Annotated in this window: 11 protein-coding genes; 8 read left to right on the top strand and 3 right to left on the bottom strand. The window is 71.1% G+C overall.

All coding sequences use genetic code 11. The features are described 5' to 3' along the window. Nucleotides 1-894 (top strand): FAD-dependent oxidoreductase (locus AWZ10_RS19885; RefSeq protein WP_167365969.1); only part of this gene is annotated, 894 nt, incomplete at its 5' end. A gap of 64 nt (nt 895-958) precedes the next feature. On the opposite strand, the gene AWZ10_RS19880 is transcribed toward AWZ10_RS19885, so the two are convergent. Next, nucleotides 959-2,398 (bottom strand): NsdA family TPR-like regulatory protein, encoded by a 1,440-nt coding sequence (locus AWZ10_RS19880; protein WP_046708710.1) that lies wholly within the window; start codon nt 2,396-2,398, stop codon nt 959-961. Between the two features lie 444 nt (nt 2,399-2,842). On the opposite strand from AWZ10_RS19880, the gene lipB reads away from it, so the two are divergent. The 4 genes from lipB to AWZ10_RS19860 all read left to right on the top strand — a co-directional run bounded on the left by lipB (nt 2,843) and on the right by AWZ10_RS19860 (nt 6,334). Then, nucleotides 2,843-3,634: a lipoyl(octanoyl) transferase LipB gene (gene lipB, locus AWZ10_RS19875; RefSeq protein ID WP_046708709.1), complete on the top strand. Its 792-nt coding sequence runs from the start codon at nt 2,843-2,845 to the stop codon at nt 3,632-3,634. Between the two features lie 391 nt (nt 3,635-4,025). After that, the gene (gene lipA, locus AWZ10_RS19870; protein ID WP_060891719.1) at nt 4,026-4,991 is read left to right on the top strand and encodes a lipoyl synthase; all 966 of its coding nucleotides are present in this window, start codon (nt 4,026-4,028) and stop codon (nt 4,989-4,991) included. 281 nt (nt 4,992-5,272) lie between these two features. Then, nucleotides 5,273-5,476: an SCO2195 family GlnR-regulated protein gene (locus tag AWZ10_RS19865; RefSeq protein WP_046709005.1), complete on the top strand. Its 204-nt coding sequence runs from the start codon at nt 5,273-5,275 to the stop codon at nt 5,474-5,476. A gap of 156 nt (nt 5,477-5,632) precedes the next feature. After that, on the top strand, nt 5,633-6,334 hold the full coding sequence (locus tag AWZ10_RS19860) for a DUF4191 domain-containing protein (RefSeq protein WP_037693596.1): 702 nt from the start codon (nt 5,633-5,635) through the stop codon (nt 6,332-6,334). A 74-nt stretch (nt 6,335-6,408) separates the two neighbouring features. Here AWZ10_RS19860 and AWZ10_RS19855 read toward each other — a convergent pair whose 3' ends face one another. Continuing rightward, nucleotides 6,409-6,876: an RDD family protein gene (locus AWZ10_RS19855; RefSeq protein WP_046709004.1), complete on the bottom strand. Its 468-nt coding sequence runs from the start codon at nt 6,874-6,876 to the stop codon at nt 6,409-6,411. A 196-nt stretch (nt 6,877-7,072) separates the two neighbouring features. On the opposite strand from AWZ10_RS19855, the gene glnA reads away from it, so the two are divergent. Next, nucleotides 7,073-8,482 carry a type I glutamate--ammonia ligase gene (gene glnA, locus AWZ10_RS19850; protein WP_046709003.1) on the top strand — a complete coding sequence of 470 codons (1,410 nt, stop codon included), beginning with the start codon at nt 7,073-7,075 and terminating at the stop codon, nt 8,480-8,482. Nucleotides 8,483-8,636: 154 nt separating this feature from the next. Continuing rightward, nucleotides 8,637-8,894, top strand: coding sequence for an SCO2583/SCO2584 N-terminal domain-containing protein (locus AWZ10_RS19845; RefSeq protein ID WP_060891718.1), 258 nt, complete (start codon nt 8,637-8,639; stop codon nt 8,892-8,894). Nucleotides 8,895-9,366: 472 nt separating this feature from the next. On the opposite strand, the gene AWZ10_RS19840 is transcribed toward AWZ10_RS19845, so the two are convergent. Beyond that, complete coding sequence (locus tag AWZ10_RS19840) at nt 9,367-9,657, bottom strand: hypothetical protein (protein WP_046709496.1); 291 nt, start codon at nt 9,655-9,657, stop codon at nt 9,367-9,369. A gap of 174 nt (nt 9,658-9,831) precedes the next feature. On the opposite strand from AWZ10_RS19840, the gene AWZ10_RS19835 reads away from it, so the two are divergent. Continuing rightward, entirely contained in the window at nt 9,832-10,767 is a 936-nt protein-coding gene (locus AWZ10_RS19835; protein ID WP_208618531.1) for a phosphotransferase family protein, read from the top strand. The last annotated feature ends 51 nt before the right edge of the window (nt 10,768-10,818 follow it).

Below are 10,818 nucleotides of genomic sequence, written 5' to 3'. Positions count from 1 at the left end.
GCCGAGACCGCGCCCGAGCGGCTCCTCGCCCGGGCGGAGGTCCCGGCCGCCCAGGCGCTGGCGACCCGGGGTTTCCCACCCCGGACGATCGACGGTTTCGTCCGCCCCCTGCTGGCCGCGCTGCTCGCCGACCCGGCGCTCGGGACCTCCAGCCGCTGTGCCGACCTGGCCCTGCACACCTTCGCGACGGGCCGGCTGTGCATCCCGGAGGGCGGCGCCGACACCCTTCCGGAGCTGCTCGCGGCCGCGCTGCCGCCGGGCTCGGTCCATACCGGAGTCCAGGTCACCGCGATCAGCACGACCTCGGTGACGACGGCGCACCACGGTGAACTCACCTGCCGTGCGGTGGTGCTGGCCACCGACGCCCGGTCCGCCGCCGAACTGCTCCCGGGACTGCGGGTGCCCGGGTTCCACCCGGTGACGGTCCTGCACCACGCCACCGACGAGCCCCCGTTGACCGAACCGGCGCTGCTCCTCGACGCCGACCGCGGCGGGCCCGTCTCGCACACGGCGGTCGTCAGCCAGGTCGACCCGACCCGGGCACCGGCGGGCCGCGCCCTGATCACCTCCACGGTCCTCGGCACTCCCCCGGACCCCGCGCACCTCGACGCCACGGTCCGCGCCCAACTGGCCCGCCTCTACCGCACGTCCACGACCCGCTGGGAACTCCTCGCCGCGCACCACGCCCCCGAGGCCGTGCCCGCGATGCCCGCACCGCACGACCTGCGCCGTCCGGTACGTCTCCTGGCCGGCCTCTACGTCTGCGGCGACCACCGCGACACCAGCACCGTCCAGGGCGCCCTGCACTCCGCCCGCCGGGCCGCCCACGCCGTCCTGACCGATCTGGACGCCCGCCCGACGTTCCTGGAGGAGCTGCTGGAGACGGCCGCCTGAGACTCCGTGAGCGACGCAGGGGCGCCCGGCATACCACCGGGCGCCCCTGTCGCGGATCGCACGCCTACCCCAGCGCCGCCACCTTGTCCCGATACCCCCTCACCGGTGCCGCGTCGCGGTAGGGCTCCAGACGGCGTTCGAAGTCGCGGACGTACTCCACGGCTCGTACGGACCGCATCTCGGCGGCCTGGCCGGCGGCTTCCGCGCCCAACTGGCAGGCCTGGTCGAGTTCGCCGAGGCCGAGGCGGGCGGAGGCGAGGACGACACGGCTGAAGAGACGGCTGCGGGCGTAGGCGGGCGCCCGCAACTGCAGGGAGCGCTCGGCGTGCTGGGCCGCGGCCCGGTACTGCTGGAGGTCGCGGTGGCTGTGGCCGAACTCGTCGGCGAGCTGGGCCTCGTCGAAGAACCGCGCCCAGTACGGGACCTCGTCCCCGGGGCGGGCCGTCTCCAGGGCTCGCTCGGCCCGTACCAGCGCGGCCGTGGAGGCCCGCACCTCGCCGAGCACCGCGTGCCCCCGCGCCTCGACGGAGTGCAGCAGCGACTGCACCACCGGCGGCACGGCCGACCCGACACCCTGCTGGGCGACGCGCGCGAGCTGCACCGCCTCCCGGCCGTGCCCCAGGTACACCGCCTGACGGCTCATCGTGACGAGCACGTACGCCCCGTACGCCCGGTCCCCCGCCGCCTGCGCCAGCCTCAGCGCCTGCACGAAGTACCGCTGGGCGAGCCCGTGCGCGCCGATGTCGTACGAGGTCCAGCCGGCCAGCCGGGTGAGGTCGGCGGCGGCCCCGAACAGCCGTCGGCCGACCTGCTCACCGTAGGCGCCGCGCAGCATGGGCTCGGCCTCGTGTTCCAGGTAGCGCACGAGGGCCTGGCGGGCGTGGCCGCCGCCGTACGCGTCGTCCAGGGCGCGGAACAGCTCCCCGACCGAGCGGAGGGCGGCGATGTCCCCGCCGGTGACCTTCTGGCCGGGGCCGCGCTCGGTCTGGCTGCGCTGCCGGGGGACGACCGGGCGGCCCTGCGGGGGGACCCGGGTCGCGCCCGGATCACCCCGGCCCACCCGGTCGTCGGCACGGCCGATCAGCCAGTCACGGCTGGGGACGACCAGCCCGGCGGGCGTGAACGCGATCTTGCGGAGCTCGGCGTGGCTGCCGGAGTCCTTGCGCCACAGCCCGCCGACGATGTCGATGGCCTCCTCGGGGGTCGCGGCGAACTCCAGGCCCGCGTAGACGGGGGCGCAGGCGTCCAGGCCGAGGTCCTGGGCGGTGAGCCGGCGGCCGAGGCGGCGGGTGAACACCTCGGCGATGAGTGCGGGTGTCGTCCCCCGGGGCTGCTGACCGCGCAACCAGCGGGTGACCGACGTCTTGTCGTATCTGAGGTCGAGGCCGTGTTCGAGACCGAGCTGGTCCACACGGCGCGCTAGTCCCGCGTTCGAGAACCCCGCTTCTGCGATGAGGGCGGCGAGCTGGCGGTTGGGGGTGCGCTGCGCGGGTCGTTCCGTCATCTGCGGTGCGGTCTCCTGCCTTCCGGGTGTCGGCGGGGTTTCCCGGATTGCCTGGTGAGAAGCCTTTTGCGGCCTTGTGAACGGCGCGAATGTAGCGGAGAGTAAGCGCCCGATCGCACACTTCCGCAACCATTCATCCGATCGTGTGAGGATTTGCCGCACGGCTGACGTGGTCGGCCTCCGACACGCGCCGGCGGGGCCCCTCGTACGCCCGGCGTGCCGAGACGTACGCCGGATGCCCGCCCACCGCCTCCGCGCCCGGTACGACGGAGGCCGCGCGCGGGTGCGGACGGCGACGCCGGGGGCCACTGCCGGATGTCGCCGCCGGAGGCCGCTCGAACAGCGCCCGGTCGCACGGTCGTACAGTGGCTTGGGCGCGTCACGCGCCTGACAGGGCTATCGCGGTGCCGCCGCCCGGCAGTACCGCGGAGGGAGGCGCTTGCCGTGAGTGGGTTGCGGTTCGTCCGCATGGGGTTCGGCACGGAGGCCGTCGAGTACCAGGAGGCGTGGGACGAGCAGCGCCGGGTGCACGCGGCGCGCTTCGCCGACGAGGTCCCCGACACCGTGCTGCTCCTGGAGCACCCGCCGGTCTACACGGCCGGCCGGCGCACGGCCGACAACGAGCGCCCCCTCGACGGCACGCCCGTCATCGACGTCGACCGCGGCGGCAAGATCACCTGGCACGGTCCGGGCCAGCTGGTGGGCTACCCGATCCAGAAGCTCCCCCGCCCGGTGGACGTGGTGGCCCACGTACGGCGGCTCGAAGAGGCCCTGATCCGTACGTGCGCGGAGTTCGGGGTGGAGACCACCCGGGTCGAGGGCCGCAGCGGCGTGTGGGTGATCGGCGATCCGGTCGAGCAGCGGCTCGGCGGGCTCTCCCTGGACCTGGACCCCCGGATGACCGACGACGAGTTCGATCCGCGGATGAACGGGCCGGAGTACGCGCCCTCCAACGCCGGGCAGCGGCGCGAGGACCGCAAGATCGCGGCGATCGGGATCCGGGTCGCGAAGGGCGTCACCATGCACGGCTTCGCACTCAACGTGAACCCCGACAACAAGTGGTTCGACCGCATCATCCCCTGCGGGATCCGTGACGCCGGCGTCGCCTCGCTCGCGGGCGAGCTGGGCCGCGGCATCGGCATCGCGGAGGTCCTTCCGGTGGCCGAGCGCCACCTGCGGGATGTGTTGGAGAACGCGGAGCTGAAGCCGCGCGAGGTCGAACGGGCGTCGGTGTAGTCCGCGTCAGGGCTCGGGGGTTCGGGCACGTCGGCGGGTGCGGGTTCGTCGTGGCTGGTCGCGCGGTTCCCCGCGCCCCTGACAGTCCAGGCCCTGCGGGCCTGAAGGACACCGGCCCTGCGGGCCGGAAAAGCACGGGGCGCAGCCCCTGCTTGCCAGGGGCGCGGGGAACTGCGCGACCAGCCCCCACGCACCCCGGACACCCCCACCCCGAACAACCCACCCCGCGTTCGGGGACGAAGGGGCAGCGCCCCTGGGGACGGGACGGGTAGGGGCGGCGGGGGCGAAAGGGGAATGCGCCCCGCAACCGCAAGGTTGCCCACCCCGGGGACCGAGAACCGTAGGGGCGTACCCTGGTGGACGCCGAAGAATCGAAGCACAGGGAGCCGATGTGTCCGCAGTCGCACCCGACGGACGCAAGATGCTGCGCCTGGAGGTCCGGAACAGCCAGACCCCCATCGAGCGCAAGCCCGAGTGGATCAAGACCCGGGCGAAAATGGGCCCCGAGTACACGAAGATGCAGGCCCTGGTGAAGAGCGAGGGTCTGCACACGGTCTGCCAGGAGGCGGGCTGCCCCAACATCTACGAGTGCTGGGAGGACCGCGAGGCGACGTTCCTCATCGGCGGCGACCAGTGCACCCGGCGCTGCGACTTCTGCCAGATCGACACCGGCAAGCCCGAGGCGCTCGACCGCGACGAGCCCCGCCGCGTCGGCGAGTCCGTCGTCACCATGGACCTGAACTACGCCACCATCACCGGCGTGGCCCGTGACGACCTCCCCGACGGCGGCGCCTGGCTGTACGCCGAGACGGTCCGGCAGATCCACGAGCAGACGGCCCGGCGCGCGGACGGCCAGACCAAGGTCGAGCTGCTGGCGCCCGACTTCAACGCCGTACCGGAGCTGCTGGAGGAGGTCTTCGCCTCGCGCCCCGAGGTCTTCGCGCACAACGTCGAGACGGTGCCCCGGATCTTCAAGCGCATCCGCCCCGGCTTCCGCTACGAGCGCTCCCTGAAGGTCATCACCGAGGCCCGTGACTACGGTCTGGTCACGAAGTCGAACCTGATCCTCGGCATGGGCGAGACCCGCGAAGAGGTCAGCGAGGCGCTCCGGCAGCTGCACGACGCCGGCTGCGAGCTGGTGACCATCACCCAGTACCTTCGCCCGAGCGTCCGCCACCACCCCGTGGAGCGCTGGGTCAAGCCGCAGGAGTTCGTCGAACTGAAGCAGGAGGCCGACGAGATCGGCTTCTCCGGCGTGATGTCCGGCCCGCTCGTCCGCTCCTCGTACCGTGCCGGCCGCCTCTACCAGATGGCCATCGAGAAGCGCGGTTCCTACATCGCTTCGCAGGCCGTCTGACCACCGCGCCGACCACTCCGCCGAATGGCACGGAGTGCCATCTGGTCGTGTGAATCCCAGCACAAGTAGCTACTCGCCAGTAATGACCGATTGGTCGCGGTCCTGACAGTCCTCGCAGATGAGGGCCCTGTCAGGGCCGCGTCGAGGTTTAAGGGCCCCGCATCAAGGCTTCACTGGCGTTTGACCGGTCGGTCACGCCCTGGTAACACCAATCAGTGACCCTGGTTTCACACCCGGTACAGAGTCCTAGCCAGAGCAGCTATCCCGAGGGGGGACCTCCCATGCAGGCCGCACCCGTCCACGCCACACCGATCCCGTCGATCACCGGTGCACTCCGTGCCGTCGAGTCGCTGCTCATGAGCAGCGGCCAGCGCACGGCCCGCCGCAACGCCTGGACCTCCGTCCTGGAGGACCGCCGCCGCGCCAAGGACCGTGTCGAGGTCGAGCGCGTCCTCGAAGCGGTCGTCGCCTCACGCACCTCGTAACCCCGGCCCTTCCCCGCACCACCCCGTCTCCGCACGACGGCCGGTCCACGTCGGCACCGCCGCCGCCCGGCGCCGCTTCCCCAGCGCTGCCCCGGTCTCCGGTCCCCACCGGCACCGCCGTCGTCCTCGCTTCCCCGGACACGTAGACTTCGTGCCATGGCGAGGAAGGAACCCGCAGCGGACGCTGCGAACCCCGGGCGACTCAAGCAGATCGCTCTCACATACAAGATGACCCGCAAGGCCGACAAGAAGATCGGTCTTGTACTCGCGGCTGTCGGAATCTTCACCTTCGGTGTCTTCCTCGCGATCGGTTTCTTGATCGGTCACCCCATCTATCTCGGCGTTCTGGGCCTCCTGCTCGCCTTCCTCGCGACGGCGATCGTCTTCGGACGACGGGCCGAGCGGGCCGCGTTCGGGCAGATGGAGGGCCAGCCGGGTGCGGCGGCCGCGGTGCTGGACAACGTGGGCCGCGGTTGGACCACGACCCCCGCGGTGGCGATGAACCGCAGCCAGGACGTGGTGCACCGGGCCGTGGGCAAGGCCGGCATCGTCCTGGTCGCCGAGGGCAACCCGAACCGGGTGAAGACCCTGCTGGCCGCCGAGAAGCGGAAGATGGCCCGCATCGTGGCGGACGTCCCGGTGCACGACCTGGTCGTGGGCACCGGCGAGGGCCGGACCGAGCTGAAGAAGCTCCGCACGACCATGCTCAAGCTGCCGCGCGTCCTCTCCGGCCCCCAGGTGACCGCCACCAACGACCGGCTGCGCGCCATGGGCGACCTGATGAGCAACATGCCTCTCCCCAAGGGCCCGATGCCCAAGGGCATGCGCATGCCCAAGGGCGGCCCGAAGGCCCGCTGACGACCCTGTACGACGATGGGGGCGCCCGGATCACTCCGGGCGCCCCCATCGTCGTACCAGCCGTCGTACCGGCGCTAGATCCGCACCTCCACCGTGCGCGCCAGCCGGTCGTGCAGGCCCCGGCCGTCGCGGTCCCAGACCAGGGCGGGGATGGCCAGGCACAGCAGGGCCGTGCGGGCGAGGGCGCGCCAGGGGTGCACGGTGCCGTTGCCCTGGGCGACGACGCGGAGACCGAAGAGGCGCTTGCCCGGGGTGAAGCCGACCGTGCCCAGGGTGAGGACGTGGAGCAGGAAGAAGATGAGCAGAGCCCAGTTGCTGGTGGCCTGGTCGTAGCCGTCGGTGATCAGGCCGTATGCGATCAAGAGGCAGAGGCCCCAGTCCACGGCCAGGGCGCCGAGACGGCGGCCGGGGCGGGCGATGGAGCCGGGCCCCTCCTCCGGCAGGCCGAGCTGCTCTCCCCTGTATCCGAAGTCGACTCCGGCGTCCTCCGCTGCGGCGCGGGGGCCGGAGAGCCACGATCCGAGTGCTTGCCTCTTGTCCACCCGCCCACCGTACTGCGACCGTTTTGCCATACGGACAGGTGGGGTGCGGGGCGGGATGTCCGGTTAACTTGTGCGAAACAAATGGGTCACGTACGAGAAATCACCCGTCCCTAGTGTCGACGACAGCGTGTGCCACCGCACTGGCAGCACGAACGAACTACCACCCCGGCAGGACGTCGGGAGTAGGAGGAGCTGGATGTTCCAGAACGCCGACGAGGCCAAGAAGTTCATCGCGGACGAGGACGTCAAGTTCGTCGACGTCCGATTCTGCGATCTGCCGGGTGTGATGCAGCACTTCACGCTGCCGGCGACGGCCTTCGACCCGGACGAGGAACTGGCCTTCGACGGCTCCTCGATCCGCGGCTTCCAGGCCATCCACGAGTCCGACATGGCGCTCCGCGCCGACCTGTCCACCGCGCGTGTCGACCCGTTCCGCAAGGACAAGACGGTCAACATCAACTTCTTCATCCACGACCCGATCACGGGCGAGCAGTACTCCCGTGACCCGCGGAACGTGGCGAAGAAGGCCGAGGCGTACCTGGCGTCGACCGGTATCGCGGACACCGCGTACTTCGGTCCCGAGGCCGAGTTCTACGTCTTCGACAGCGTGCGCTTCGCGACCCGCGAGAACGAGTCCTTCTACCACATCGACTCCGAGGCGGGCGCCTGGAACACCGGTGCGCTGGAGGACAACCGCGGTTACAAGGTCCGCTACAAGGGCGGTTACTTCCCGACCCCGCCGGTCGACCACTTCGCCGACCTGCGCGCCGAGATCTCGCTGGAGCTGGCCAAGTCCGGCCTCCAGGTCGAGCGCCAGCACCACGAGGTGGGCACCGCCGGCCAGGCCGAGATCAACTACAAGTTCAACACGCTGCTCGCCGCAGCCGACGACCTCCAGCTCTTCAAGTACATCGTGAAGAACGTGGCCTGGCGCAACGGCAAGACCGCGACCTTCATGCCGAAGCCGATCTTCGGTGACAACGGCTCGGGCATGCACGTCCACCAGTCGCTGTGGGCGGGCGGCTCGCCGCTCTTCTACGACGAGGCCGGTTACGCGGGCCTGTCGGACATGGCCCGCTACTACATCGGCGGCATCCTCAAGCACGCCCCGTCGCTGCTGGCCTTCACCAACCCGACGGTGAACTCGTACCACCGCCTGGTTCCCGGCTTCGAGGCCCCGGTCAACCTCGTCTACTCGCAGCGCAACCGCTCCGCGGCCATGCGTATCCCGATCACGGGTTCGAACCCGAAGGCCAAGCGCGTCGAGTTCCGCGCGCCCGACTCCTCCGGCAACCCGTACCTCGCCTTCTCGGCCCTCCTCCTCGCGGGCCTCGACGGCGTCAAGAACAAGATCGAGCCGGCCGAGCCGATCGACAAGGACCTCTACGAGCTGGCCCCCGAGGAGCACGCGGGCGTCCCGCAGGTCCCGACCTCCCTCCCGGCCGTCCTCGACTCGCTGGAGCGCGACCACGAGTTCCTCCTCCAGGGCGACGTCTTCACGCCGGACCTGATCGAGACGTGGATCGACTACAAGCGCGCCAACGAGATCGCCCCGCTGCAGCTGCGCCCGCACCCGCACGAGTTCGAGCTGTACTTCGACGTGTGATCGAGCCCGCAGGCCCGAGCTTCGCGCTTCACGCGTGAGGTTCCGGCCGGCCGCGGAGTCGTTCGACGGCGCCCCCGTTCCCGCTTTGCGGGGCGGGGGCGCCGTCGTATGGTTTCTGGCACGACTGTTCGAGAGATGACGGGGAGACACGGGGATGCCCGAACAGGACGACGACCAGCGCGAGTTCGACATCAGGTGGGCGGACAACGCCGAGCACAAGGAACCCTCCGCCAGGGCCCGGATGCTCGCCGCGCGCTGGAAGGAGAACCCGCCCCCACCCCAGCCCTTCCGCGCCGACCCCGGCCCGGCCGGACCGCGCCGATCCTCCTGGGTGTCGACGGTGATCGTCTTCGGATGCGTGGCGGGGCTTATCGCCCTGATCGGGTACATCAACTACCGGTCGCCGTACTGAGCCCGGCGGAGCCGAAGGCCGTGCGAGGTTCGGAGGATCCGGGAAGGCCGGCCGAACGCCATGGGGGCTCATGGACATCCCTCTCGGGCGTACGAAGCCGGTGGCACCCGGCCTCGACCGGGTCTCTCCTCCCGCCCGTCGGCCGCCGTCACGCCGGAGGCCGACGTGACCCCGCACCCCGGCCGGGACGGGCGCGGGGCGGAGCGGGCCGCACGTCGGGATCGAGCGGAGTGAGTGCGCCTGCCCGTGAGCGCGGCATGTTCTGCCCGTTCGCGCCGCTGCCAGGTGCGGAACGGCGGCGGGACGACGCGCTGGAGCCGCGGGTCCGGACCGTACGGGCCGTACGGGCCGTATTCGGGGACGAGCTGCGGATCGAGCCCGCGCTGAGACGGCGGTTCCCGATCCGAGGTGCCCCGGGGCACCCTGCTCGCTCGTCGGCTCGTCGGCTCGTCGCTCCGGTTCCGTTCCTTCGCTACTTGCCGCTCTTGTCGCGAGCCTGCCGACGGGTCTCGGAAGGCCGTTCGCGGCGGTAGCGGCGCTCCCACTTCGCCTGCTGGTCACGGCGATCGCGGTACGCACGGTAGGAAGCGGGTGCCGGGCCGCCGCTCGCCGGGGGTCCGGACGAGGACGCCGACGAGCCTCCCCCCGTGCGGCCGTAGCGGACGTACAGGTAGAGCAGGGCGACCGCGGCCAGCCAGAGGACTTGGTTGGAGAAACCCATGACGACCAGCACCGCAGTCGCCGAAAGAATCAAGGTGCCCATGACGCACCTCCTCGGGACGTGGCGTGGGTGATGACTGTGCGTGGAAGAGTAGCCCCGGGGCCGGAAAGTGATGCCCTTCCTGCGCGGGCCCGGTGATCGAGGACTCCGCTCCGCGTACCCAGGATGCTCGTGTGACGGGAGCCGGGCATCCCATTTATCGAGGATGCTGACTCCATGGAATTCGACGATCAGGAGTGGACGGCGACCCGAACCTGGGTGGCCAAGCAGCTCCCCGAAGGCCGCGTCGTACGGAACTGGGCGGATCTGCGCGGCGGTTGGACCTCGCGGATGCGCCGGCTGACGCTCGACGACGGGACGGGGCTGGTCCTGCGGTCGTTCGTGAAACCGTTCTTCCGGCTGCACGCTCCGGGGCTGTTGAACCGTGAGGCCGCGATACTCACACTGCTCTCGCCGTACGACGACATCCCGACGCCCCGCCTGCACGCCGTGGACCCGGCGGCCGAACTCACCGACCATCCCTCTCTGTTGATGTCCCTGCTGCCGGGATCGGTGCGGGTGGAGGAGGACGCCGACCTGGAGGCGCGGCTGGATCTGCTCGCCGGGCAGCTCGCCCGGATCCACGCGGTCGTACCGGAGGAACGGCCTCGTACGTACCAGGCCTGGACCTCGCCCGAGCGGGTCACCACGCCCGGTGGGCCGTTGTGGGAGCGGGCCGTGGACGTGATCCGGCGGGAGGCGCCGTCCTACGAAGGATGCTTCCTGCACCGGGACTTCCATCCGGGGAACGTCCTGTTCACGGGCTCGGGCGCGGGCGGGGATCTGCGGATCGGCGGGGTCGTGGACTGGGTGGAGACCTCGTGGGGGCCGGCGGATCTTGATGTGGCCCACTGCTCGACCACGCTGGCGTTGTTGTACGGGGTGGAGTACGGGGTCGGATTCCGTGAGCGGTACGAGGCGCGGGGCGGGCGTCAACTGGCCCAGGCTCAGGATCACTTGTACTGGCGGCTGCTGGACGCGCTGGCCTGTGCGCCCGACGCGGAGAAGCTCGCGGTGCCCTGGCGGGAGCTGGGGCGGACGGATCTGACGCCGGAGGTGCTGGGGGCGCGGCTGGAAGCGTATGTGGGCGGGCTGTTGGAGCGGTACGTGTAACGGGGTGGGGCAGGGAGCGGGGCGGGGCAGGGAGCGGGGCGGGGCAGGGAG

It is taken from the genome of Streptomyces europaeiscabiei, assembly GCF_001550375.1.
GTDB classification, from domain to species: Bacteria; Actinomycetota; Actinomycetes; order Streptomycetales; family Streptomycetaceae; genus Streptomyces; species Streptomyces europaeiscabiei.
This window is presented reverse-complemented; position numbering and strand designations above follow the sequence as displayed.

Bases quoted from the DNA above. Each gene is read 5' to 3' on its own strand.
- AWZ10_RS19880 (WP_046708710.1), bottom strand. From the start codon at position 2,398: ATGACGGAACGACCCGCGCAGCGCACCCCCAACCGCCAGCTCGCCGCC.
- AWZ10_RS19840 (WP_046709496.1), bottom strand. From the start codon at position 9,657: ATGGGCACCTTGATTCTTTCGGCGACTGCGGTGCTGGTCGTCATGGGT.
- glnA (WP_046709003.1), top strand. From the start codon at position 7,073: ATGTTCCAGAACGCCGACGAGGCCAAGAAGTTCATCGCGGACGAGGAC.
- AWZ10_RS19835 (WP_208618531.1), top strand. From the start codon at position 9,832: ATGGAATTCGACGATCAGGAGTGGACGGCGACCCGAACCTGGGTGGCC.
- AWZ10_RS19845 (WP_060891718.1), top strand. From the start codon at position 8,637: ATGCCCGAACAGGACGACGACCAGCGCGAGTTCGACATCAGGTGGGCG.
- AWZ10_RS19865 (WP_046709005.1), top strand. From the start codon at position 5,273: ATGCAGGCCGCACCCGTCCACGCCACACCGATCCCGTCGATCACCGGT.
- AWZ10_RS19860 (WP_037693596.1), top strand. From the start codon at position 5,633: ATGGCGAGGAAGGAACCCGCAGCGGACGCTGCGAACCCCGGGCGACTC.